This window comes from Streptomyces coacervatus (assembly GCF_029223485.1).
GTDB lineage: Bacteria > Actinomycetota > Actinomycetes > Streptomycetales > Streptomycetaceae > Streptomyces > Streptomyces coacervatus.
The window spans coordinates 53,462-76,552 of sequence record NZ_JARHTP010000029.1; the positions used below are offsets into that span (position 1 = coordinate 53,462).

Here is a 23,091-nt window from a genome sequence, read left to right on the forward strand (position 1 = left end):
CAGCTTAATGCTGTAGCCATGGATCTTCACTTCACTTAAGACCGCGCGGCCGACAGTCTGAGTGATGAACCGACCGATACCCGCCCGCACCCCGGAAGGCCGTTGCCGTGCCCACCCACCTCACCGCGTTCCTGATCACCACATGGCTGTTGGCCATGCTGCCCGGAGCCGGTCAGGCCCTCATGATCCGACAGGTACTGACGGGCGGTCTGCGTGCGGCGCGGGGCACGATCGCGGGCAATGCGAGCGGGTTGTTGATCTGGTCCGTTGCCGCGGCGGCCGGCCTGTCGGCCGTGCTGCTGGCCAGTCCTCGCGCCTATGCCGCCGTGCGGATCGTGGGCGGAGTCGTCCTGGTGGTCCTCGGTGTGAGCACGTTGCGTGCCGCCCGCTCGGCCCGCGCCGGAGACAGCGAGCCTTCGGCCGCCGAGCCCACGGGCCGCACCGGCTTCCGGGGCGGCTGGCTCACGGGGCTCGGAACGTGTCTCGGCAATCCCAAGGCGGGCGTGTTCGCCGTGTCGGTCCTTCCGCAGTTCGTCACCACGTCCGGCCCCGTCCTCCTGTCGAGCATCTTCCTCGGCGTGGTCTGGGCCCTGGTGAACGCCTGCTGGTATCTGCTGTTCAGCTGGTGCGTGAACCGCGGCCGAGCGCTGGTCTCTCGGCCGGACGTGCAGCGGAGGCTGGGCATGGTCACGGGGGTCGTGCTGCTCCTGCTGGGCGTGGCGGTCGCGGCGGGCGCCTGACAGCGGAGCACCGCCCCGGGCCGTGCCGTCAACCCGTCTCAGAGCAGTCAGCACGGCGGATCAGCGCCCGTCTGAACCAGACCGCGAGGACCAGCGGGTAGGCGAGGTAGCCGAAGCGGGTCGCCGGGATCAGGCACATGGCCAGCCCGAGTCCGAGAGCCAGCCTGTCCGCGGCGGCCGGAACCGTCCGAGGGGGCCGCACGACGAGCGACACTCCGAGCGCCAGGGCGGCGACGACGAGCGCTCCGAGCGCGAGGGCGTGCCCTCCAGGGACGTAAGTGGCCAGCAGATGGCCGGGCAGAGGGCTGCTCGCGGGCGAGCGGACGGCGCCCCGGCCGAGCGGGAAGAGCACCACATGGTCGACGAAGGCACGCGGGTTCGCCAGGGCGGCGGGCACCACGGCCATGGTGGCGATCAGCGTCGACACGACGGCCGCCCGTATCGCGGCCCTGCCGCCGGCCGTCACGGCGAGCAGCACCAGGCCCACCGGCAGCAGCGGCCAGGCCGTCCACTTCAGCGCCGCCGCCGCACCCATCGCGAGGCCGGCCGCCGTACCGGATCCGCCCCGGCCCGCCAGCGCCAACCCCAGGCACATCAGCCCGATCACCGGCAGATCGACCCCGCCGACTGCCGGCGGCAGGGCGACCGCGGGGAACGCGGCGAGCAGCAGCGCGGCGTCCGCCGAGCGCTCGGGGCGTTCCCCGGTCCCGGCCGTGCAGCGAGCGGCGGCGAGCATGGCCGCGAGGAACACGGCGGCGAACCAGAGGCGGGGGTCGGCGAGCGGGGTGGCACCGAGCAGGGCGTGCGGCAGACCGAAGAGCGCCATGCCGGGCAGGTACGGGTTGTAGTCGCCGACGTCCGTCGGGTGTGGCAGGTAGGGGCTGCCGGAGTGCAGCATGAGGCTGCCGGAACTCTCGACGACGTGGACCTCCGACTGGGCCGCACCCATCGCGATGAGCACCAGCAGCGGCAGTACGACCGCTCCGGCGAGGGCTGCCGCCGTGGCCGGTCGGCCCCAGGGGCGTGGTGCCCGGCGGGCGAGCCCGGCTGCGACGGCATAGCCGAGCGCCGCGCACAGGCCCCAGATCCGGTGCGGAGTGAGCGTCGTGGTCAGGGCCAGCAGCAGGGCGAACACCGCGCACCCCAGCCAGTAGAGCCAGGTCAGGCCGTGCAGACGGTCCAGCACCGTGCGGCTGGGCACCGTGGTGGTGCGCGGCGGGGCCGGGGCGGTGAGAAGGGACTGGGGTGGCATCAGCGCGCTCCTGGGGCGGGAAGACCGGGTCCCAATCTCGCGCCGGAGCGGGGGCGCCCACTTCGGCCGAACGGCCACCGTCGAGCGGCCTGCAGGTGTGTCCGGTCGGCCGTAAGACCGAGGGCCCGGAACCTTGTTGGAACGTCATGACAAAGTGATTGACATCCCTTGGGGGCGGTCCCATAGTTACGAGCTACTAGAGCGCGCTAATGACGCGCTCTAGCTGCGTACACCGAGCGGTCGCACCAATGATCGCCTCCTTGGAGTTCCGCCCCATCCGGGCAAGGCACCCGGTCGGCCGCCGGCCTGCCTCGCCGGAACGAGCACGCGTTCACCACCACCAGTCATCAGGGACCTCCCCGCCACGGCGCCGCAGCGGGGCTGCACCGCGACCCGCCGGCCGGCCCCTCGGCCGTCGTCCGACCGCCATCCCCTCCCTGGGACGACCCGACCAGCACAGTGAGGTGCAAGGGACATGCACAGAAACCACCGAGCCGTCGCAGTGGCGGCCACCGTCCTGGCCGGCGCCCTGTTCGCCACCAGCTGCTCCAGCAGCTCCGGCGGCAAGAAGTCCGAACAAGGCGGCTCCGACGCCTCCGCCGGCAAGGCCACCACGCCCCGGATGACGGTGGCCATGGTCACCCACGCCTCCCCCGGCGACACCTTCTGGGACCTCATCCGCAAGGGCGCCCAGGCCGCCGCCGCCAAGGACAACATCAAACTCGTCTACTCCAGCGACCCCAGCGCCGGCAACCAGGCCAACCTCGTCCAGAACGCCATCGACCAGAAAGTCGACGGCATCGCCCTGACCGCCGCCAAACCCGACGCCATGAAGGACGTCGTCGCCAAGGCCACCACCGCCGGCATCCCCGTCGTCGGCTTCAACTCCGGCGTCAGCGACTGGAAGAAACTCGGCATGCTCGAATACTTCGGCCAGGACGAGAACATCGCCGGCCAGGCCTTCGGAGGGCGCCTGAACCAACTCGGCGCCAAACACGCCCTCTGCGTCATCCAGGAACAAGGACAGGTCGCCCTCGAAGCCCGCTGCGCCGGCCTGAAGAAGGGCTTCACCGGCAAGACCGACATCCTCTACGTCAACGGCACCGACATGCCCTCCGTCAAGTCCACCATCACCGCCAAGCTCAAGCAGGACTCCACCATCGACCAGGTCGTCACCCTCGGCGCCCCCATCGCCCTGACCGCCGTCCAGTCCCTCACCGACGCCGGCTCCAAGGCCAAGGTCGCCACCTTCGACCTCAACAAGGACCTCGTCTCCGCCGTCCAGAAGGGCACCATCGAGTTCGCCGTCGACCAGCAGCCCTACCTCCAGGGCTACCTCGCCGTCGACGCCCTGTGGCTGTACAAGACCAACGGCAACTTCAGTGGCGGCTCCACCGCACCCGTCCTCACCGGCCCCGCCTTCATCACCAAGGACAACGCCGACGCCGTCGCCCAGTTCGCCACGAAGGGCACGCGGTAACCGGTCCGCTCACCGGCACGCTCCATCTGCTCGCCCGGGATCCGCCTCACCCACTCGCCCCGGAACCGCACATCCGCCCCTCTCAGGCGGGCGGTTCCGGGGCCGGCCCGCTGGTGCCCCGGACCACCAGCTTGGGATCCAGGACCGCCTCCCGCGGTTCCAGCTCCGGCTTCTCCAGCCGTTCCACGGCGAACCGCACAGCGTGCTCGGCCATGAGCCGCGCGTCCTGGCGCACGGTGGTCAGCCCGATCGGCATCAGATGGGAGAGATGACTGTCGTCGTATCCGACGACGGACACGTCGCGGGGAACCTCGATGCCGGCCCGCGTCAGGGTGATCAACAGCCCCCACGCACAACGGTCGTTGCCCGCGAGGACGGCCGTCGGCAGGGGCAGACCCTGGTCGCGCTCCGCCACGAGCAGGCGTCCGGTCTCGATGCCGGACTGCTCGTTGTGCTCGCCGGGAATCACCCGCACCTCCGCCTCCAGCCCATGGCGGCGCATCGCGGCCCGGTAGGCGCGCCGGCGGTCGGCCGACCCCGGGCCGCGGCCGCCGTCGATGTGCACGATCCGGCGGTGACCCAGTTCGACGAGGTGGTCCATCGCCTGCCGCACGCCCTTCCCCTCGGCGCTGTGCACGAAGTCCACGCGGGCGCGCGGCACCCGGCGGCTCACCGAGACGGTGACCGCGCGCTGTCCGAGCTCGTCGAGGTAGGCGGGCTCCGCGTCGGGGCCGAGCAGGATCAGCGCCTCGCAGCGGTGGCCGAGCAGCGCCTCGACGGCCTTGGCCTCGCTGCGCGCCTGGGCGGACGCGGAGAGCAGCACGTCGTAGCCGAGCCGTTCCGCCTCCGGGTAGATCCCTTCGATGAGGTCCGTGTGGAAGGTCTGGTGCACGGTGAACATCACACCGATCGTGCGACTGCGGCCGCGCGCCAGCAGCCGGGCCGCACTGTCGGGGCGGTAACCGATCTCGTCCGCGACCCGCAGCACCCGTTGCCGGGTCTCCTCGCTCGCCCCCGGCTGGTTGCGGAACACGATGGAGACGAGCGCCCGGGAGACACCCGCCTTCTCGGCGACGTCCGCCATCGTGGGCCGCTGCTTGCCCGATGCATCCACCTGTGAACCCACCCTCCGACATCGCCCACCTTAATGGGCGGTCGAGAAATCTCCCGGCAACAAGCTATTGACATGACATTTGGACAGGGGTCATCGTACTCGGACTAGAGCGCGCTAGTAGCGCGCACCAGGAAGTCTTGCGTGACAGCTCCCCGGAGTCTCCGGAGCGAAGGGAAACCAGCGTTATGCCGTTCGAAGTGCTGACCATGGGCCGCGTGGGAGTGGATGTGTATCCGCTCCAGAGGGGTGTGGGGCTGGCGGAGGTCACCTCGTTCGGCAAGTACCTGGGCGGCAGCCCGACGAATGTGGCGGTGGCCGCGGCGCGTTACGGCCGGTCTTCGGCTGTGATCACGAAGACCGGCCGGGATCCGTTCGGGGAGTTCGTGCGGTCGGCGCTGGAGGGGTATGGCGTCGATGCCCGTTTCGTGGGTACGTCGCAGATCGCGCCGACGCCGGTGACGTTCTGCGAGATCTTTCCGCCGGACGACTTCCCGCTGTACTTCTACCGGCTGCCCAAGGCCCCCGACCTGGACATCAGCGCGGGTGAGCTGGATTTGGACGCGGTGCGGGCGGCCGGGATCTTCTGGTTCACGGGCACCGGGCTGAGCGAGGAGCCGAGCCGCTCGGCCACCCTGGCCGCCCTCGCCCACCGGGCCAAGGCGGGCACGACGGTCTTCGACCTGGACTGGCGGCCGATGTTCTGGAGTGCCAGCCCGGACGAGGCCCGCGCGTACTACGCCGAGGCCCTGCGCCATACGACGGTGGCGGTGGGCAACCTCGACGAGTGCGAGGTGGCCACCGGCGAGCGTGAGCCGTCTGCGGCGGCGAAGGCGCTGCTGGCCGCCGGCGTCGAGCTGGCGGTGGTGAAGCAGGGCCCCAAGGGCGTGCTGGCGATGGGCCGGGACGGGACGGTCGCCGAGATCCCGCCGGTGCCGGTGGACGTGGTCAACGGGCTGGGCGCGGGTGACGCCTTCGGCGGTGCGCTGTGCCACGGCCTGCTGTCGGGCTGGGACACCCGCCGGACCGTGAGTTTCGCCAACGCCGCCGGGGCCATCGTCGCCGGCCGACTGTCCTGCTCCGACGCCATGCCCACCGAGGCCGAGGTGACCGCGAAACTCCAGGCCACCAACTCCGACGACTCCCAGCGAGAGGTGTGACGACGTGCTGTCCGACCGCGTGAGCCGGATCGTGAACGCCCGCGTGAACGACCCCGGCGCCATCACGGCCGCGGCCGCCCGCCGCGTCAAGGCCGCCTCGTTGCTCTGCGAGCACGGCAAGGCAATGATCATCGCCGCCGACCACGCCGCACGCGGCGCCAACAGCGTCGGCGGCGACCCGACTGCCATGGCCGATCGCTCCGAGCTGCTCGACCGCCTGTGCATCGCCCTGGAGCGTCCCGGCGTCACTGGTGTCCTGGGGACCGCGGACATCCTGGAGGACCTGCTGTTGCTCGGTGTCCTGGACGGCAAGAGCGTCTTCGGCTCCATGAACCGTGGCGGGCTCGCCGGGTCGTCCTTCGAGATCGACGACCGGTTCACCGGCTACGACGCCGAAACCATCGCCCAGATGGGCTTCGACGGCGGCAAGACCCTGACCCGCATCGCTCTGGAGGACCCGGCGACGCCGTCTGTTCTGGTCGACACCGCGCGGGCCGTGAACGAGCTCAACGACCGCCGCCTCATCGCGATGATCGAACCGTTCCTCTCGGTGTGGGAGAACGGCAAGATCCGCAACGACCTCTCCACCGATGCCGTCATCAAGTCGGTCACCATCGCCTCGGGGCTGGGCCGCCGTACCGCCTACACCTGGCTCAAGCTCCCCGTGGTCGAGGACATGGAGCGGGTCCTGGCCGCCTCGACCCTGCCCGCGCTGCTGCTCGGCGGCGAGGTCAGAGACGCCGACGCCGCCTTCGCCTCCTGGGGCAAGGCGCTGAAGCAGCCCACCGCACAGGGCCTGGTCGTCGGCCGCTCCCTCCTCTACCCCGCAGGCGGCGACGTCGCTGGCGCCGTCGACAAGGCGGTAAGCCTGCTGTGAGCAGCAAGTACCACCTCCCCAACGGGAGTTCGACCGACGGCGACTACGACCTCCTGGTCACGCCCGAGTCGGCGGGCTGGGGATACTCCGGCCTCAGGATCCTGACCCTGAAGCCAGGCGAGGCACACACCCTGGCCACGGGGGACTCCGAGTTCCTGGTCCTCCCCCTGATCGGCAGCTGCACCGTCGCCGTTGACGGACAGAGCTTCCAACTCGACGGCCGCGCAGGGGTGTTCGCCTCGGTCACCGACTTCGCGTACCTCCCCCGCGAGTCGGAGGCCATGATCAGCAGCGCGTCCGGCGGGACGTACGCGCTGCCCTCCGCCCGTACCGAGCGGAACGGCTTCCCCGCTCGGTACGGGCGGGCCGAGGACGTCCCCGTCGAGCTGCGCGGTGCGGGCAACTGCTCGCGGCAGGTCAACAATTACTGCCTGCCGGGCACGTTCGAGGCCGAGCAACTGCTGGTGTGCGAGGTGCTCACCCCGGGCGGCAACTGGTCGTCGTATCCGCCGCACAAGCACGACGAGGCGCGGCCGGGCGAGGAGTCGGAGCTGGAGGAGATCTACTACTTCCAGGTCGCGGGCGGCCAGGACGGCTTCGGCTACCAGCGGGTCTACGGCACTCCGGATCGGCCGATCGACGTGCTGGCCGAGGTCCGCTCCGGCGACACCGTTCTGATCCCGCACGGCTGGCACGGCCCGTCTATCGCCGCCCCCGGCTACGACCTGTACTACCTCAACGTCATGTCCGGTCCCGGCCAGGACCGCGCCTGGCTGATCTGCGACGACCCCGCCCACGGCTGGGTGCGTACGACGTGGCACTCCCAGGAGACGGACCCGCGCCTCCCCTTCGGCGCCAAGGAGAACGACCGATGACCGAGACCACCGTCCGCCTCACCACCGCTCAGGCCCTCGTGCGCTTTCTGGCCAACCAGTACAGCGAGCGCGACGGCCAGGAACAGCGACTGATCCCCGGCGTGTGGGGGATCTTCGGGCACGGCAACGTCGCCGGCATCGGCCAGGCGCTGCTGCAGGCCTCCGTCACTCAAGAGGCCGATCTCCCCTATTACCTGGCCCGCAACGAGCAGGGCATGGTCCATGCGTCGGTCGCGTACGCGAAGATGCGGGACCGGCTGGCCACCTTCGCCTGTACGGCGTCGACCGGTCCGGGCTCGACGAACATGATCACGGGTGCGGCGCTGGCGACCACGAACCGGCTGCCGGTCCTGCTGCTGCCCTCCGACATGTTCGCCACCCGCGCCGCCGACCCGGTACTCCAGCAACTGGAGGACACCCACGGCGGCGACGTCACCGTCAACGACGCCTTCCGCGCCGTATCGAAGTACTTCGACCGGATCTCCCGGCCCGAGCAGCTGATCCCCGCCGCACTGGCCGCGATGCGGGTGCTCACCGACCCGGTGGAGACCGGCGCCGTCACGCTGGCACTGCCGCAGGACGTGCAGGCGGAAGCCTACGACTGGCCGGTGGACTTCTTCCGGCGCCGGGTGTGGCACGTGGGCCGCCCGGTGCCCGAACCCAGCGCCGTCGAACGCGCCGCCGCCCTCTTGAGGAAGGCGAAGAAGCCCCTGATCGTCGCCGGCGGGGGCACGGTGTACTCGGGCGCGGAAACGCAGCTGCGGGCGTTCGCGGAGGCCACCGGCATCCCGGTCGCCGACACCCATGCGGGCAAGGGCGCCGTGCCCTGGGACCACCCCTACGCCGTCGGCGGCATCGGCTCAACCGGCTCCTACGCCGCGAACGAACTGGCCAAGGATGCCGATGTGGTGCTGGGTATCGGCACCCGATACAGCGACTTCACCACCGCCAGCCACACCGTCTTCGCCAACCCGGACGTCACCTTCGTCAACCTCAACGTCGCCCGCCTCGACGCCGTCAAACACTCCGCCGAACCTCTCGTCGCCGACGCCCGGCTCGGCATCCAGGCCCTCGCCGGAGCGCTGGATGGCTGGGAGGTCGAAGACGCCTACCGCAAGCACGCCCGCCAACTCATCGCCCGCACACGGGAGATCGAGGAGGAGTGCTTTGCCGACGGCCGCAGCACCGGCACCCTGCCCGCGCAGACCCAGATCCTCGGCGCGCTCAACGACGTCCTCGACGACCGGGACGTGGTCATCAACGCGGCCGGCTCCATGCCCGGCGACCTGCAGCAACTATGGCGAGCCCGGGATCCCAAGGCCTACCACGTGGAATACGCGTACTCCTGTATGGGCTACGAGGTGGCCGCCGGCGTCGGCGCGAAGATGGCCGACCCATCTCGGGAGGTCGTCGTCCTGGTCGGCGACGGCTCGTACCTGATGATGGCGCAGGAGATCGTGACCATGGTCTCCGAGGGACTGAAGGTCATCATCGTCCTGGTCCAGAACCACGGCTTCGCCTCCATCGGCGCTCTGTCGGAATCCCTCGGCTCGCAGCGCTTCGGCACCAAGTACCGCTACCGGGAAGGAAATTCCGGCCAGCTCGACGGCGACGTCCTGCCCGTCGACCTCGCAGCGAACGCGTCAAGCCTGGGCGCGGACGTCCTGCACGCCACCAGTGTCGAGGAGTTTCGCTCGGCGATGGAGAAGGCCAGGGCCACCACCCGCACCACCGTCGTGCACGTGGAGACCGACCTCTACGGCCCCAACCCGCCCGGCCACGGCTGGTGGGACGTCCCCGTCAGCGAAGTCTCCGCCCTGGACTCCACCCGAACCGCGTACGAGACGTATGCCGCGAACAAGCGCAACCAGCGGCACTACCTGTAAGTCCCGTCCCCGCAAAGGAAAACCCTCACCGTGAACACCATCCCGCACTGGATCAACGGCTCTCCGGTCGCCGGTACCGACACCGCCCCGGTGTTCAACCCGGCCACCGGCCAGGAGCAGGCCCGCGTCGTGCTCGGCGGGGCCGCCGACGTCGACACCGCCGTCACCGCGGCCGCGAAGGCCTTCGAGACCTGGTCCGAGTCCTCCCTCACCCAGCGCACCCAGGTCATGTTCAACTTCCGCCAGCTGCTCGTGGAGCACGAGGAGGAACTGGGCCGGATCATCTCCGCCGAACACGGCAAGACCGTCGACGACGCCCGCGGCGAAATCACCCGCGGCCGCGAGGTCGTCGAATACGCCTGCGGCCTCGGCGACGTCCTCAAGGGCTCCTTCTCCGACCAGGTCTCCCGCGGCGTCGACGTGCACAACTTCCGCCAGCCCCTCGGCGTCGTCGCCGGCATCACCCCCTTCAACTTCCCCGCCATGGTGCCCCTGTGGATGCACCCCATCGCCATCGCCACCGGCAACACCTTCATCCTCAAACCGTCCGAACGCGACCCCTCCGCCGCCAACTTCGTCGCCGACCTCTACCGCCAGGCCGGCCTCCCCGACGGCGTCTTCAACGTCGTCCACGGCGGCAAGCCCGCCGTCGACGCCATCCTCACCCACCCCGGCATCCAGGCCGTCTCCTTCGTCGGCTCCACCCCCATCGCCAAATACGTCCACGAGCAGGCCACTTCACACGGCAAGCGCGTCCAGGCCCTCGGCGGCGCCAAGAACCACGCCGTCGTCCTCCCCGACGCCGACCTCGAATTCGCCGCCAACCACATCACCGCCGGCGCCTACGGCTCCGCCGGCGAACGCTGCATGGCCGTCTCCGTGGCAGTGGCCGTCGGTTCGGCGGCCGACGCCCTCGTCAAGGTCCTGGAGCGCAAGGCCCGCGAGGTCAAGGTCGGCCCCGGCAACCAGCCCGGCACCGACATGGGCCCCCTCGTCACCAAGACCGCCCAGGAACGCATCGAGAACGCCGTCGGTGTCGCCGCCACCCAGGGCGCCACCATCGTCGTCGACGGCCGCGGACTGAAGATCGACGGCCACGAAGAAGGCTTCTTCACCGGCCCCTCCCTCCTCGACCACGTCACCACCGCCATGGACGCCTACAAGGAGGAACTGTTCGGCCCCGTCCTCGCCATCATCCGCACCGACACCCTCGACCAGGCCATCGACCTCATCAACGCCAACCCCTACGGAAACGGCACCGCCCTCTTCACCGCCTCCGGCGAAGCCGCCCGCCGCTTCCAGCGCAACATCCACGTCGGCATGATCGGCATCAACGTCCCCGTCCCCGTGCCGATGTCGTACTACTCCTTCGGCGGCTGGAAGGACTCCCTCATCGGCGACAACCCCATCCACGGCCCCGAAGGCATCCGCTTCTACACCCGCCCCAAAGTCGTCACCACCCGCTGGCCCCAGCCCACCCAGCAGCTCACCGCCGGCTTCAACTTCCCCACCTCCAGCTGAGATCCCCGTCCCCACTCCCACACTCCCCTTTCTCTTTTCTCTCCTAAGGAGACACCATGGCAACGGCGCCATCCCCCCTCCGCACCGTCGCGGGCAACCTCTGCCTGGGCTCGGCCCCCGACTCCTGGGGTGTCTGGTTTCCCGAGGACGAGCACCAGGTGTCGTACGCCCGCTTCCTCGACGAACTTGCCCAAGCCGGTTACCAGTGGCTGGAGTTGGGCCCCTATGGCTACCTCCCCACCGACCCGCAGCGCCTCAAGGAAGAGCTCGACGCCCGAGGGCTCCAGGTCTCCGGCGGTACCGCCTTCGGCGCCCTGCACCGTCCCGAGGCCTGGGACGACATGCTCGCCCACGTCCGGCAGGTCGCCACGTTGACCGCCGCCGCGGGCGCCCGTCACCTGGTCCTCATCCCTCCCATGTACCGGGACGAGAAGACCGGCGACTTCACCGAGTCGCCCGAGCTGACCGCCGAGCAGTGGGCTGGCTTCGGCAAGGCCGCGGACCGGCTGGGCAAGCTGCTCCTCGACGAGTACGACGTACGCCTCGTCATCCACCCGCATGCCGACAGCCACATCCAGACGCAGCCGGAGATCGAGCGGCTGCTGAACGAGTCCGACAGCCGGTACACCAACCTCTGCCTGGACACCGGACACGTGGCCTACGGCGGTGGCGACAACCTGGACCTGATCCGGCGGTTCGGGGAGCGCGTCGGCTACGTCCACATCAAGCAGATGGACCCCGAGATACTTGCCCAAGTCGCCGCGGAGAAGCTGTCGTTCGGGGAGGCCGTCAAGCGCGGGGTGTGCGTGTCGCCGCCAGCCGGGGTGCCCAAGCCCGCCGATGTCATCAGTGAACTCGCGCGGCTCGACGCCGAGTTGTTCGTGATCGTCGAGCAGGACCTGTACCCGTGCGCGCCCGAGGTGCCGCTGCCCATCGCGGTCAGCACCCGTGAACACCTGGCCGGCTGCGGACTGTCCGGTACGCGGCGCCCGAACATCGACGGCTAGGAGGCGGCCATGGACGTCAGGGACGACGCGATTCAGGCCTCCGCCAGGCCCGCGACCCTTACGGACACCCCGTCCGCGGCGGTTTCGCGGCGGCTGCGGCTCATCACCATCATTGCCACCTTCGGCGGGCTGCTCTTCGGGTACGACACCGGTGTCATCAACGGCGCGCTGCCCTATATGAGCGACGACCTCGGTCTGACCGCGGTCACCGAGGGCATGGTGACCAGTTCGCTTCTGCTCGGTGCCGCGCTCGGGGCGGTGGCCGGCGGGCGGCTCTCGGACGCGCGTGGCAGGCGCCGTACGCCCTCGTGCTGCCCTCGGGCGACGGGCGGGCGTTCGCGGTGCTCGCCATGACGGTCACTTTCCTCGCCTTCCAGCAGGGCGCGATCTCGCCGGTGACCTGGCTGATGCTGTCGGAGATCTTCCCGATGCGGATGCGCGGCTTCGGGATGGGCGTCGCGGCCGTGGTGCTGTGGCTGACCAACTTCGTGATCGGTCTGGTCTTCCCGTCGCTGGTGTCGGGGATCGGTATCTCCAACACCTTCTTCCTGTTCGTGGTGGCGGGGATCTTCTCCTTCACCTTCGTGAAGCTCTACGTCCCCGAGACCAAGGGCCGCACTCTCGAAACGCTCGAAGCCGAACTCCGGGCGCGCTTCTCCTGAAAACCCCTCCGTCCCCGGGCCGACGGCGGTCCGGGGACCGCAGAAAGGACCACCTCCCATGACTGTGCGCGTAGGCGTCATCGGCGCCGGCTGGATCGGCAAGGAGCACATCCGGCGCCTCACTCACACCGTCACCGGCGCGCGGGTCACCGCGGTCACCGACATCGACGCCGCCCGCGCAGCGGAGGCGGCGGAGCCGGTCGGTGCCCGGGTGCTGCCCGACGGTGCGGCCGTGGTCGCGGCGGACGACGTGGACGCCGTCCTCGTGACGTCCTGGGGCCCGACCCACGCCGAGCATGTGCTGAACGCGCTCGCCGCCGGAAAGCCGGTGTTCTGCGAGAAGCCCCTGGCGACCACCGCCGAGGACTGCCTGAGGATCGTGGAGGCCGAGACGGCGCACGGCCGCCGCCTGGTGCAGGTGGGCTTCATGCGCCGCTACGACTTGGGCTACCGGCAGATGAAGAAGGTCATCGACTCCGGCCGGATCGGTGAGCCGCTGATCGTGCACTGTGCCCACCGCAACCCCACCGTCCCGGAGTCCTACACCTCCCAGATGGCTGCACTGGACACGGCGGTGCACGAGGTGGACGTGCTGCGCTGGCTGCTCGACGACGAGATCGTCTCCACCCAGGTGGTCACTCCGCGCGCCACGAGCAAGCGGTTCGAGCATCTCAAGGACCCGCAGATCATGCTGTTCGAGACCGCGAAGGGCGTCCGTATCGATCTCGAGGTCTTCGTCAACTGCCGGTACGGCTACGACATCCAGTGCGAGGCGGTCGGCGAGGAGGGTCTCGTACGGCTGCCCGACCCCGCCGCGGTCGGCGTGCGCACGGCCGGACAGCACAGCACGGAGGTGCTGACGGACTGGGTGGGCCGTTTCGCGGAAGCCTTCGACATCGAGTTCCGCGAGTGGATCGCCGGCGTCGCCGCGGGCGATGAGCCCACCGGCCCCTCGGCCTGGGACGGCTATGCCGCGACCGTCATCACCAGTGCGACCGTCGAGGCCCTGGAGTCGGGCCGCGTGGTCGCCACGGACCTCAAGCCCCGCCCTGTCCTCTACGGAGGTGCCGCGTGAAGATCGCCCTCGACCCGTACATGTTCCGTGCCCTGTCGATCGACGACATGGTGCGCACGGTCGCCGAACTCGGCTACGAGTACATCGAGTTGTCGCCGCGTGACGACTTCATGCCGTTCTTCCTGCACCCGCGTGCGGACGACGGGCGCATCGCCGAGCTGAAGAACGCCCTGCGCACACACGGCGTAAAGCTTTGTTCCGTGCTGCCGCTGTACAAGTGGTCGTCCCCGGACGAGACCGAGCGGCAGGCCGCGGTCCGCTACTGGAAGCGGATGATCGAGATCACGGCCGACCTCGAATGTCCCCTGATGAACTCGGAGTTCAACGGGCGCCCCGAGCGCGCCGCCGAGAGCGAGGCCGCCTTCTGGCGCTCGCTGGAGGAGCTGCTGCCGCTGTTCGAGCGGGAGGGTATCGCCCTCAACCTGGAGGCCCACCCGGACGACTTCTGCGAGGAGAACATCCCGGCGGTCGACCTCGTCCGCGCGATCAACAAGCCGTGGGTGAACTACCTCTACTGCGCGCCGCACTCCTTCCACCTCTCGGGGGCGGACCCGACGGCCGACATCGCGGCGATGATGCGGTACGCCGGGGACAAGCTGCAGCATGTGCACATCGCGGACTCCTTCAACCACAAGGGGTCCAGCGGTCTGCGCTACATCCTCAACCCGCCCGGCACCGCGGCCCGTATCCACCAGCACCTCGACATCGGCCAGGGCGAGGTCGACTGGGACGCGTTCTTCGGCACGCTGCGCGAACTGAACTTCGACGGCGTCGCCACGGCCTGCGTCTTCGCCTGGGAGGAACGCGCCAAGGACTCCTCGGCCTTCATGCTCGACCGCATCACCAAGGAGCTCGCGGCGTGACCGGCCGCCCCACCGGGCCGGCCTGACCCGCGCACGGGAAATCGGGGCCGGGCGTCCTCCGGCAGCGGCCGAGTGTCGGCCGGAGGACGCCCGGCCTCACGGTTTCCTTCCCGGGGCCCCTGGCCGGCCCGCTCTCCTCGGCCGAAAGGCTGACCGTTCGCCGGGATACGGCTCTTTCCCCTGTCCCATCACCGGCCATGTGGCCGAAGCCCCCGCTCCCGTCCCTCCGCGATGGTTGATCCCGGTCGGAGGCGACGCCTCGCTGGTCACAGCGGTGCGCCGCGCCGGCCGTCATCTTCTGTCACGGTCGACCCGCGAGGAGCCCCCCCATGCGTCACAACCAACGAATCGCCATCGCCGCCGGTATCGGGCTCGCCGCCACGCTTGCCGTGCCCGTCGGCTCCGCCCATGCGATCAGCGGCGGAAAGGCCGCATCGTCGGCGCCCTGGGCCGTGCAGGTCTACAACAACGGGCGTTTCGCCTGCACGGGCACGATGCTCACCGACCGGTGGGTGCTCACCGCCTATCACTGCTACGACGACGAGCCGGGCAGGATGTCGGTCCGGGTCGGCTCCGTCCGCATCGGGCACGGCACCAAGGTCGACGTGACGAAGATCCGGCACATGGACTCGGACGGCGTCGACGACGTGGCGCTGTTCCGGCTGGCGAAGCCGGTCAAGGCGCCGCACATCAAGCTCGCGGACATCGACCCGCGCAAGGGTGCCGTCGTGAACATCTACGGTTACGGCTCGTTCGGCAAGCACCCCAAGAACCTGCGGAAGGCCACGGTCCGCGTGGCCGGCGTCAAGCACGACGACATCATCGGCCGGGCCATCTGGACCAAGAAGCTCAGCGGTGACACCGAGCCCGGCGACTCCGGCGGTCCCGCCTTCTACAAGGGCAAGCAGGTCGGCGTGCTGTTCGGGCCCGACGAGTACAGCAGTGTCGCCGCGCACCGCGCCTGGATCAAGAAGGTCACCGGGGTCTGAGCCCCTCCCCTTCCGCCTTCTGCGGTGGCTCCGGTTCCGGCCTCACCGTCGTACGCCACAGGTCCTGCGCCTCGGCTGCGACTCCCGGTGCGGTGAGCAGCAACGGCTCGTCGTACGCCGGGAGTTGAGGCATCGCCACTGCGCCCGCCTCCGTGGCGATGAGCAGTGCGGGCAGGCCGTCCACCGGGTGGAACGCGCCGATCGCCGCCGCGGCGGCCCGGCCCGCGGCGACCTGGGCCAGGGACAGGGCCGTCGAGCCCATCACCCGTACCGTGCAGTGGCGGTCCGCCAGCTCCGCCAGCAGGGCGTCCATGCCGGGCCAGTGGGCGTGCGCCGCCCATTCGGTCATGAACACGTGGCCCGTGAGCGTGTGGTGGCCCGCTGCCCGGATCGGAGCGCCGTTGAGGTGCGCTCCCCCACCGCGGGCCGCGGTGAACACCTCGCCACGCCACGGGTCGGCCACGACTCCCAGCAGCGGGCTGCCGTCCGGCTCCGCCAGTCCAAGAGAGAAGGAGCACCAGCCCAGTCCGTGCGCGTAGTTGGTGGTGCCGTCCACCGGGTCGACCACCCAGTGCGGCGCGCCCGCTGTCCCCTCCTGCGCACCGTATTCCTCACCGTCGATCCCCCAGTCCGGGAACTCCCGCCGCAGCACGGCCCGTACGTGTGCCTCGATCTTCTCGTCGGTGTCCGTGACGATGTCCGCGGGGCTCGCCTTCTCCCGGACCGGTCCGGTCGGGACCGCGCCCGTGCCGGTTGTGCCGCGGATCGTCTCGCACGCCCACCCGGCCAGTTCCACGGCCACCTGAAGGGCCCGCTCCAGCTCATGCCCGGTCACAGCTCACCTTCCCGATCACGTCGTTGCAGCTGCCTGGGGTGTGGTCAGGCGTCCTCGACCGTGGCGGTGACGGGCGTGCCGGTCTCGACGGTGCGGCTGACCGTGCAGAGCCGGTCGTGGGAGGTCTTGACGGCCCGGGGAAGAATCGCGCGGGCCCGGTCCGCGCCCTCGCCGTCCGGGAAGGCCACGGAGAAGGTCACCTGGAGATCGGTCATGCGGTTGCCGAGCTCGTCGTTGATCTTGTTGCCGGTCACCGCGACGGAGAACCTGGTCGGTTCCGCGTGGCGGCTGGTGGCGCTGTCGACGTCGACCGCTGTGCAGCCTCCGATGGCGGCGAGCATCAACTCGACCGGGGTGAATGCGGCCTTCGCGTCGGGTTCGGAACCGGTCCCGAAGCTGATCGTGCCGCCGCGGGCGTTCGTCGCGACGAAGTGTCCGGTGCTGGTTCGCTCGACGGTGACGGAGCGCAGGGAGTCTTCGGTCATGGCGATGACACTAAGCGCTCCGCGGGCTGTGCCGCGATGTGCGGCTCCGCGGCGCCGAGGAACGACACCGGCCCTCCGCTTGCCACGGATCAACATCGGCAGGGCGGCCGGGAAGAGGGTCTGTCCTTCTTCCCGACCGCCCTGTGGGTGGTGGCGGCCGCTGCCGCCGGTGGTCAGTTGCAGAGGAGAACGATCAGGCCACCGTTGCAGTCGCCGCCGTCATCGTCGTGGCCGCCACCAATATGGCCACGCTGACTTCCTTCGTCAGCGTGGCCTTGGGCCGAGATCCGCTCGGCTGCGGTCGTCTTTGCGGTGAGCTGCACGGCGGGCGTCGCGGCAGCGGCGGAAGCGGCGGTCGCCGCCCCGGCCGCGCAGGCGATGCCCAGCACGGCACTCACCGCGAATATTCGCGGAAGTCGGAAAGCGATCTTGTTGGCGCGGCCGGGACGAGTGGGGTTGTTCCCCTGTGTTGTGTTCATGCGCCCACCTTGCACACCCCTGCGCCCAATTTCGCTCCGAGCGCGGCCGATTGGGTGAGCGGCGCCGAATGGGGCACTTCGCGTTCGCGCGGCGCTCCCCCGGAACTCCTCCTGGAACTCTCAACTCGCCGTCCGCCTCCGGGGCTTGCCCGGCCCGCTCAGGCGGCCGGCGTGTCCAGGGGGCGCAGTTCGTCCGCGTACGAGACGGAGATCCGGCGCATCAGGCCGTCCTCGGAGATGTCGTACTGGCCCAGGCGCCACAGCGGCGGAGAGTAGGCGTGGATCGAGACGGCGTCGTCGGTGGCGCCGGTGAGCCGGTGGATGTGCTCGGGGCCGAAGCAGAAGGTCTCGCCGGCGTCGACGGTGACGCACAGATGGCTGCCGCCGATGCGCGGGGTGGACTCGTTGAGCGTGCCCTGTACGACGCCGACGGCGCCGGCGGAGAGGTCGTGGTCGTGCCAGCCGGTGTCGTTCTGCCGGGTCCAGCACAGCAGCCAGACGTCGACGTATTCGTCGCGGTACAGGGATGCGTAGTGCCGCTCGTGGTCGGAAAAGGCCACATGTGCGCGCCAGAGGTCCGGGCGGGCGGCGAGATCTGACACGAGTGCCTGGAGTTCGCGCTTGTCGAGGGTCCGCTCGGGCAGGGACTCGTACGTCATGGGTGGCTCCTTTCAGGGCTGCGTCGGGCACGGGGCACGGTGGTTCAGGTGCGGCCGTGCAGCAGTCGGGCGGGGTTGGCGGTGCGCAGGGCGTGGACGGCGGCGTCCGCGCCGAGGTCGGGGACGACGGGCGGTGCGTAGGGGCGGTCGCTGCCGCTGACGATCACGTCGATGCCGACGGCCCGGACGAGTGCGTCTACGGCCCGGGTGCCGTAGGAGGAGGTCTCGTAGAACACGTCGAAGTCGATCTCGCCGCGCCCGCCGCCGCGGGCGGCGAGCCGTTCGCCGTGCAGGGGGGCGAGGCCCGCGAGGGCGGCGAAGCAGACCCGCAGACGGGGGTGGCGGGAGCGGCCGAAGGCGCGGAAGGCGAACCAGGACGCGTGCAGCTGCTGCACGTACGGGACCAGGGCCGGCCACCACGGCGGAGTGCCATCGGCGGGCGGGGCCGCGCCGGGGTGGACGAAGAGGGGCTTGTCGTGGCGGGTGAGGATGTCGAGGAGGGGTGCGCAGTGTGCCCAGCCCGCCGCGTCGAGGAGGGCTGTGGCGGGGAGTTGGAGGCCCACGCAGCCGCGGTGGAGTTCCCGTTCCACGGCCTCGGGGTCCGGTGCCGACAGGCAGGGTGAGGCCCAGACGCCGAAGGGGGCCGGGAGGGCGAGGGCGCCGTCGTGGAAGGCGGCCAGCAGGGGGGCGGCCTCGGCCGGCGGCAGGTACTCGATGCCGAGGGGGCTGGAGAGCGACACCAGGGCCAGGTCGAGGCCGTCGGTCGCGGCGAGGCGGGTGCGGGCCGCGATGTCGTGGTCGGCCGGGTCGACGTCGTAGGGCGGTTCGCCTCTCAGGTGCAGGGTGCGGCCGTCGAGGTATGGGGGTGTCGTGCGGGAGCGCAGCAGCTCGATGAGGGCGGGCGGCCAGATGTGCTGGTGGACGTCGGTGGGCACGCGGCGGTCCTCGCGGAGGAGTGCGGAGAAGACGGTGTTAAGCGATTCACTGATGCGGTTAACTTAACCGCTTAACAAGGAGTGATGTCAACGGTGTCCGTACTGCGGACGGGGCGGTGCGAGCGCAGGGCGCACGCGCCCCGGTAGGCTTCCCGGCATGGCCAGGCCCAATAAGCGCACCACCCTCCGGGAGGTGGCCGAGGCCACGGGCCTCTCCACCGCAGCCGTCTCCTACGCCCTGCGCGGCAAACATGTCTCCAAGGAGACCGAGGAACGGGTGCGCAGGGCCGCGGCCGAGCTCGGTTACGAGGCCGATCCCATCGCCCGCGCCCTGGCCAGCGGCCGCACCAGCATGGTCGGGGTCCTCGCGGGCGACCTCCAGGACCTGTGGCAGCAGCAGCTGATGGCGGCCATCGGCCGGGAACTGCTGGCCGGCGACCGCTACGCCCTGATCCTGGACGCGGGCGGCGACCCCGACCGCGAGCTGGTCCTGGCCAAGCAGCTGCGCGATCAGCGGGTCGACGCGCTGCTGGTGTCTCCCGTGGACCCCTCGGCGGAGGGCTGGGCCGCGATCGCGGACGCGCTGCCGGTGGTGGCCGTCGGCGACTCGCTGAGCCGGGCCCGCACGGCCGGGCAGGTCATCTTCGACAACCGGGCCGGCATCGACGCCGTACTGGAGTATCTGCACTCGCTCGGCCACCGCCGGGTGACCGTCCTGACCCCGACCCACCCGAGCACACCGGACCGGCCGGCCGACGTGTATGTGGGCGAGGCGGCCCGGCGGCTCGGGCTGCGGGCCGAACTGGTGCCCTGTCCGCAGGAGTTGGGCGAGGCGACGGCGGTGGCGCGCCGCGTGCTGCAGGGCAGCCACTCACCGACGGCCGTGTTCTGCTTCTCGGACTCGCTGGCGTACGGGGTGTATGCAGCCGCGGCGGAGGACTCCCTGGAAGTGGGCCGGGACGTCTCCGTGGTCGGCTTCGACGACCATCCGGTGTCGCGGGTGCTCACGCCGCCGCTGACCACGGTGGACTGGGGGCTGAGCGAGATCGCGGCTCAGGCGGCACGGCTGACGGTGGCGGCGATCGAGGGGAAGCGGGTGCGCAGGAAGCGGGTGCTGTGTGCCCCGCGGATGCGGGAGCGGGGTTCGACCGTGCGGGTCTGAACTCCGGGTGAACCGCAGATAGACTCACGCGGCATGACCGTTTCACATCCGTTTCTGCGCTACGTCGCGATCGGCGACAGTCTGACGGAGGGCATCGGTGATCCGGGCCCGGCGGGCGGGCACCGCGGCTGGGCCGACCGGTTCGCCGAGATCCTGGCGGAGGCGCAGCCGGGTCTCACCTACGGCAACCTCGCGGTGCGCGGCAAGACCAGTGCGCAGATCAGGGCCGATCAGCTCGGTCCCGCGCTCGCGTTGCACCCGGACCTGGTGACGGTGACGGCGGGCATGAACGATGTCGTACGGCCGCGCTACGACCCCGAGGCGGTCGCGGCGAACATCGAGGAGACGTTCGCCCGTCTGACCGCGTCGGGCGCCCGCGTCGCCACCATGACCTTCCCGGACCTGGGCAAGGTGTCACCGGTCGCACGCCGGGTACGGCCCCGGATCCTCGACCTCAACGTCCGTCTGCGGGTCCTCGCGGCACGGCACGGCGTTGCCGTCCTGGACGTCTTCCCGCACCCGTTCACGGCCGACCCGCGGCTGTGGAGCGACGACCGGTTGCACGCGAGTCCGCTCGGGCACGCCCGGATCGCCGCCGGCATGGCCCACACCTTCGGGCTGCCGGGCCACGACGACTGGGCCGAGCCGCTGCCTCCGCTGTCCCCCGTCCCGGTCCTGCGCGCCGTGGGGGCCGATGTGCGCTGGGCCGTGGACCACGTCGGGCCCTGGCTGTGGCGACGGCTGCGCGGCCATGCGCCGGGAGACGGATTTGCGGCGAAGAGACCGGAGCCGAGCCCCGTGACGCCGCGACAGGCGGCCTGAACTGCCCTTGTGCAGTGGGACGTTCGAGGCCCGCGACGCCGAGCTGATCCACCGGACAGGCCTAGGGGCCCTGGCGAAGTCCGTTGCGGTACCGCGCCCCGTAAGGGGCGCGGGGAACTGCGCGACCAGCCCCCACCGGCCCGCAGGTGTATCACCGCGCTCCGAGCGGAGCGCTCAGCGGCGTCCGACGTGGCGGGAGCGGGCGGCCAGGACCGCCACGTCGTCCTCGTTGTGCCCCGCGGCCAGCCGGGCGAGGACGGTGTCCAGGACGCCTTCGACTCCGGCCGAGGGCGCGAAGCGGATCCGGGCGAGCCGGTCCAGGGACACGTCGATGTCCTCGCCGCGGCGCTCGACGAGTCCGTCGGTGAACATCAGCAGGGTCTGCGCCTCGTCCAGGTCGTACGTGGCGGCCTCGTAGCCGCCGAGTCCGGTGCCCAGGGGCGGCCCGACCGGCACCGGCAGCGACGACGTCTCGCCCCGGCCGCTGATCACGACGGGCGGCAGATGACCGGCGCCGGCCAGGGTCATCTGACCGCGCACGGGGTCGACCCGGGCGATCAGGCAGGTGGCCGGTCTGCGGCCCGGTTCGCGCGCGGCGATCTCGTCGAGCTGGCGCAGGATGCGGTGCGGCGGGAGGTCGGCGATGGCGAGTGCGCGCAGGTCGGAGCGGTAGGCGGTCATGTCGACGGCGGCTTCCACGCCATGTCCCATGACGTCGCCGACGACCAGCAGGGTGCGTCCGAAGTGCAGCCGTACGGTTTCGCACCAGTCGCCGCCGACGAGGGCGCGTCTGCCCGCGGGCAGGTAGCGGGTGGCCACGTCGAGGTTCGGGTGCGGCCGTCCGGGTTCGGCGCGCAGGGCCCGCTGCAGGTCTCCGGCGGTCCGGCTCACCGCGGCGTACTCCCGGGCGTGCCGTATGTGCGAGGCGGCGCGTTCCGCCAGGAGAGCGAAGAGCTCCGCGTCGGTGCGCGTGAAGGGGCCGCCCTCCCGGGCGCAGACCAGGATGCCGTAGTGGTCATCGCCGGTGGCCAGGGGCACACAGAGTGCGGCCTGCACCGGGCCGGCCGCCGGGTAGGCGATGCGCTGTTCCCCCCATACGTCGACCGATTCGGACACCGTGTCCCGGGCCACGGCCGTGGCCCATCGGGCATCGGGCAGGGTGTCCGCGTCCCCGGCGACCGTCTCGTAGCCCGTGACGGTCGCTCCGTGGACCCGCATGACTCCGGCCGAGCAGCTGAACCGTGCGGAGGCGACCCGGGTCAGCTCTGCGCAGGTCGTCTCCTCGTCGAGGGTCGTGCCGATCCCGGCCAGCGCCGCCCGCAGCGTCCCCGCCGCGATCGGCGCGTCGGCCTCCGGGCCGGACGAAGCCGCGCGCGTGGTCGAGTCCTCCGCTGCGGGACCGCGGAGCGAGCGGATCAATCGCGCGACACCGAACACCTATAAATCGTGACAAATGCGGGTGCGAGATGCACCGCGCGGGTCGTTTTATGCGGCGCAGGCCCGGCCGAACGCGTCGGCGAGTTCGGCGGGGCGGGTGAAGCATCCCTCGTGGCTGCCCGGCACCTCGATGACCAGCGGGTTCTTGAGCCGCTGCGGGAAGCGGCCGGCCCAGGCCCATTCGCCGGGAAGGGAGTGGTCCTCGGTGGAGAGGATGTAGGCGGTGGGGATGTCGAGGGCGGTGAATGCCGTCGTGTCCGGCTTCTCGGTAAAGGTGCCCAGGGGCTGTGGGACGAGCAAGGAGTGCACCGTCCGCTGGGTCTCCTCACCGGCGTCCTGCATGAACGCCTGCTGCCAGACCTCCAGGGGCAGTGTCACGGTGTCATTGCCGGAGGCGGCCGCCAGGGCGTGGAACATCTCGCCGTAGTGCGGCGGGCACGCGTCGATCAGCGACTCGCCGTCGTTCGGCACGAACGCACTCCAGAACACCAGGCGCCGTATCCGGCTGGCGAGCTTCGGCGCCGCCCCGGTCAGGACGTAGCCGCCCCAGCTGTGTCCGACCAGGGTGATGTCGTTCAGCCCGGCCCGTTCGACGTACTCCACGAGGCTGTTCACACAGTCGGTCAGGGTCACGCCGCGCGGGTCGTCGTCGGCTCCCAGCCCGGCCAGGGTCGGGGTGTGCACCTGGTGTCCGGCCGCTCTCAGTTCGCCCGCGACGGGGCGCCAGGCCCAGCCGCCGTGCCAGGCGCCGGTCACCAGGACGAAGGTCTCGCTCATGT

The 23,091-nt window shown here is 70.7% G+C and carries 22 protein-coding genes and 1 pseudogene; 14 read left to right on the top strand and 9 right to left on the bottom strand.

The features are described from left to right. Positions 1-107 precede the first annotated feature (107 nt). Complete coding sequence (locus P2Q00_RS45995) at positions 108-740, top strand: LysE family translocator (protein WP_275780819.1); 633 nt, start codon at positions 108-110, stop codon at positions 738-740. Between the two features lie 28 nt (positions 741-768). Here P2Q00_RS45995 and P2Q00_RS46000 read toward each other — a convergent pair whose 3' ends face one another. Next, positions 769-1,992, bottom strand: coding sequence for a glycosyltransferase 87 family protein (locus tag P2Q00_RS46000; RefSeq protein WP_275780820.1), 1,224 nt, complete (start codon positions 1,990-1,992; stop codon positions 769-771). 475 nt (positions 1,993-2,467) lie between these two features. On the opposite strand from P2Q00_RS46000, the gene P2Q00_RS46005 reads away from it, so the two are divergent. Next, entirely contained in the window at positions 2,468-3,472 is a 1,005-nt protein-coding gene (locus P2Q00_RS46005; RefSeq protein WP_275780821.1) for a sugar ABC transporter substrate-binding protein, read from the top strand. A gap of 82 nt (positions 3,473-3,554) precedes the next feature. Here P2Q00_RS46005 and P2Q00_RS46010 read toward each other — a convergent pair whose 3' ends face one another. After that, complete coding sequence (locus P2Q00_RS46010; RefSeq protein WP_275780892.1) at positions 3,555-4,556, bottom strand: LacI family DNA-binding transcriptional regulator; 1,002 nt, start codon at positions 4,554-4,556, stop codon at positions 3,555-3,557. 215 nt (positions 4,557-4,771) lie between these two features. On the opposite strand from P2Q00_RS46010, the gene iolC reads away from it, so the two are divergent. From iolC to P2Q00_RS46060, 10 genes and pseudogenes are all read left to right on the top strand, one after another. Then, the gene (iolC, locus tag P2Q00_RS46015) at positions 4,772-5,743 is read left to right on the top strand and encodes a 5-dehydro-2-deoxygluconokinase (protein WP_275780822.1); all 972 of its coding nucleotides are present in this window, start codon (positions 4,772-4,774) and stop codon (positions 5,741-5,743) included. Positions 5,744-5,747: 4 nt separating this feature from the next. Further along, positions 5,748-6,620, top strand: coding sequence for a Cgl0159 family (beta/alpha)8-fold protein (locus tag P2Q00_RS46020; protein WP_275780823.1), 873 nt, complete (start codon positions 5,748-5,750; stop codon positions 6,618-6,620). Next, the gene (iolB, locus tag P2Q00_RS46025; protein WP_275780824.1) at positions 6,617-7,495 is read left to right on the top strand and encodes a 5-deoxy-glucuronate isomerase; all 879 of its coding nucleotides are present in this window, start codon (positions 6,617-6,619) and stop codon (positions 7,493-7,495) included. The genes P2Q00_RS46020 and iolB overlap by 4 nt, the downstream gene beginning before the upstream one ends. Then, positions 7,492-9,381, top strand: coding sequence for a 3D-(3,5/4)-trihydroxycyclohexane-1,2-dione acylhydrolase (decyclizing) (gene iolD, locus P2Q00_RS46030; RefSeq protein WP_275780825.1), 1,890 nt, complete (start codon positions 7,492-7,494; stop codon positions 9,379-9,381). The genes iolB and iolD overlap by 4 nt, the downstream gene beginning before the upstream one ends. 30 nt (positions 9,382-9,411) lie before the next feature. Further along, a complete protein-coding gene (locus P2Q00_RS46035) occupies positions 9,412-10,902 on the top strand; it encodes a CoA-acylating methylmalonate-semialdehyde dehydrogenase (protein ID WP_275780827.1) in 1,491 nt (496 codons plus the stop codon). Positions 10,903-10,958: 56 nt separating this feature from the next. Beyond that, positions 10,959-11,909, top strand: a complete 951-nt coding sequence (locus tag P2Q00_RS46040) for a TIM barrel protein (RefSeq protein ID WP_275780828.1) — start codon at positions 10,959-10,961, stop codon at positions 11,907-11,909. A gap of 9 nt (positions 11,910-11,918) precedes the next feature. After that, positions 11,919-12,571: pseudogene (locus P2Q00_RS46045) on the top strand (MFS transporter). A gap of 58 nt (positions 12,572-12,629) precedes the next feature. Next, complete coding sequence (locus tag P2Q00_RS46050; RefSeq protein ID WP_275780829.1) at positions 12,630-13,646, top strand: Gfo/Idh/MocA family oxidoreductase; 1,017 nt, start codon at positions 12,630-12,632, stop codon at positions 13,644-13,646. Continuing rightward, positions 13,643-14,509, top strand: a complete 867-nt coding sequence (locus P2Q00_RS46055) for a sugar phosphate isomerase/epimerase family protein (protein WP_275780830.1) — start codon at positions 13,643-13,645, stop codon at positions 14,507-14,509. The genes P2Q00_RS46050 and P2Q00_RS46055 overlap by 4 nt, the downstream gene beginning before the upstream one ends. 329 nt (positions 14,510-14,838) lie before the next feature. Then, positions 14,839-15,498 carry a S1 family peptidase gene (locus P2Q00_RS46060; RefSeq protein ID WP_275780831.1) on the top strand — a complete coding sequence of 220 codons (660 nt, stop codon included), beginning with the start codon at positions 14,839-14,841 and terminating at the stop codon, positions 15,496-15,498. Here the strand turns inward: P2Q00_RS46060 and P2Q00_RS46065 are convergent. From P2Q00_RS46065 to P2Q00_RS46085, 5 genes are all read right to left on the bottom strand, one after another. Next, positions 15,485-16,333 (bottom strand): inositol monophosphatase family protein, encoded by an 849-nt coding sequence (locus P2Q00_RS46065; protein WP_275780833.1) that lies wholly within the window; start codon positions 16,331-16,333, stop codon positions 15,485-15,487. The two genes, P2Q00_RS46060 and P2Q00_RS46065, sit on opposite strands and share 14 nt — an antisense overlap. 44 nt (positions 16,334-16,377) lie before the next feature. Continuing rightward, on the bottom strand, positions 16,378-16,818 hold the full coding sequence (locus tag P2Q00_RS46070; protein WP_275780835.1) for an OsmC family protein: 441 nt from the start codon (positions 16,816-16,818) through the stop codon (positions 16,378-16,380). A gap of 173 nt (positions 16,819-16,991) precedes the next feature. After that, complete coding sequence (locus tag P2Q00_RS46075; protein WP_275780836.1) at positions 16,992-17,297, bottom strand: hypothetical protein; 306 nt, start codon at positions 17,295-17,297, stop codon at positions 16,992-16,994. Positions 17,298-17,455: 158 nt separating this feature from the next. Next, positions 17,456-17,956 (bottom strand): cysteine dioxygenase, encoded by a 501-nt coding sequence (locus P2Q00_RS46080; RefSeq protein WP_275780838.1) that lies wholly within the window; start codon positions 17,954-17,956, stop codon positions 17,456-17,458. A gap of 44 nt (positions 17,957-18,000) precedes the next feature. Then, on the bottom strand, positions 18,001-18,891 hold the full coding sequence (locus P2Q00_RS46085) for an amidohydrolase family protein (RefSeq protein ID WP_275780839.1): 891 nt from the start codon (positions 18,889-18,891) through the stop codon (positions 18,001-18,003). Positions 18,892-19,048: 157 nt separating this feature from the next. On the opposite strand from P2Q00_RS46085, the gene P2Q00_RS46090 reads away from it, so the two are divergent. Together P2Q00_RS46090 and P2Q00_RS46095 are read left to right on the top strand one after the other, a co-directional pair. Then, the gene (locus tag P2Q00_RS46090; protein WP_275780840.1) at positions 19,049-20,053 is read left to right on the top strand and encodes a LacI family DNA-binding transcriptional regulator; all 1,005 of its coding nucleotides are present in this window, start codon (positions 19,049-19,051) and stop codon (positions 20,051-20,053) included. Between the two features lie 33 nt (positions 20,054-20,086). After that, positions 20,087-20,875, top strand: coding sequence for an SGNH/GDSL hydrolase family protein (locus P2Q00_RS46095; RefSeq protein WP_275780841.1), 789 nt, complete (start codon positions 20,087-20,089; stop codon positions 20,873-20,875). Between the two features lie 174 nt (positions 20,876-21,049). On the opposite strand, the gene P2Q00_RS46100 is transcribed toward P2Q00_RS46095, so the two are convergent. Both P2Q00_RS46100 and P2Q00_RS46105 read right to left on the bottom strand, forming a co-directional pair. Continuing rightward, a complete protein-coding gene (locus tag P2Q00_RS46100) occupies positions 21,050-22,312 on the bottom strand; it encodes a PP2C family protein-serine/threonine phosphatase (protein ID WP_275780842.1) in 1,263 nt (420 codons plus the stop codon). A 48-nt stretch (positions 22,313-22,360) separates the two neighbouring features. Next, positions 22,361-23,089 carry an alpha/beta fold hydrolase gene (locus P2Q00_RS46105; RefSeq protein WP_275780844.1) on the bottom strand — a complete coding sequence of 243 codons (729 nt, stop codon included), beginning with the start codon at positions 23,087-23,089 and terminating at the stop codon, positions 22,361-22,363. Positions 23,090-23,091 lie beyond the last annotated feature (2 nt).

Coding starts and splice junctions, on each gene's coding strand:
- P2Q00_RS46080 (WP_275780838.1), bottom strand. CDS start 17,956: ATGACGTACGAGTCCCTGCCCGAGCGGACCCTCGACAAGCGCGAACTC.
- P2Q00_RS46070 (WP_275780835.1), bottom strand. CDS start 16,818: ATGACCGAAGACTCCCTGCGCTCCGTCACCGTCGAGCGAACCAGCACC.
- P2Q00_RS46005 (WP_275780821.1), top strand. CDS start 2,468: ATGCACAGAAACCACCGAGCCGTCGCAGTGGCGGCCACCGTCCTGGCC.
- P2Q00_RS46105 (WP_275780844.1), bottom strand. CDS start 23,089: ATGAGCGAGACCTTCGTCCTGGTGACCGGCGCCTGGCACGGCGGCTGG.
- P2Q00_RS46010 (WP_275780892.1), bottom strand. CDS start 4,556: ATGGCGGACGTCGCCGAGAAGGCGGGTGTCTCCCGGGCGCTCGTCTCC.
- P2Q00_RS46000 (WP_275780820.1), bottom strand. CDS start 1,992: ATGCCACCCCAGTCCCTTCTCACCGCCCCGGCCCCGCCGCGCACCACC.
- iolD (WP_275780825.1), top strand. CDS start 7,492: ATGACCGAGACCACCGTCCGCCTCACCACCGCTCAGGCCCTCGTGCGC.
- P2Q00_RS46060 (WP_275780831.1), top strand. CDS start 14,839: ATGCGTCACAACCAACGAATCGCCATCGCCGCCGGTATCGGGCTCGCC.
- iolC (WP_275780822.1), top strand. CDS start 4,772: ATGCCGTTCGAAGTGCTGACCATGGGCCGCGTGGGAGTGGATGTGTAT.
- P2Q00_RS46090 (WP_275780840.1), top strand. CDS start 19,049: ATGGCCAGGCCCAATAAGCGCACCACCCTCCGGGAGGTGGCCGAGGCC.
- P2Q00_RS46040 (WP_275780828.1), top strand. CDS start 10,959: ATGGCAACGGCGCCATCCCCCCTCCGCACCGTCGCGGGCAACCTCTGC.
- P2Q00_RS46095 (WP_275780841.1), top strand. CDS start 20,087: ATGACCGTTTCACATCCGTTTCTGCGCTACGTCGCGATCGGCGACAGT.
- P2Q00_RS46050 (WP_275780829.1), top strand. CDS start 12,630: ATGACTGTGCGCGTAGGCGTCATCGGCGCCGGCTGGATCGGCAAGGAG.
- P2Q00_RS46075 (WP_275780836.1), bottom strand. CDS start 17,297: ATGAACACAACACAGGGGAACAACCCCACTCGTCCCGGCCGCGCCAAC.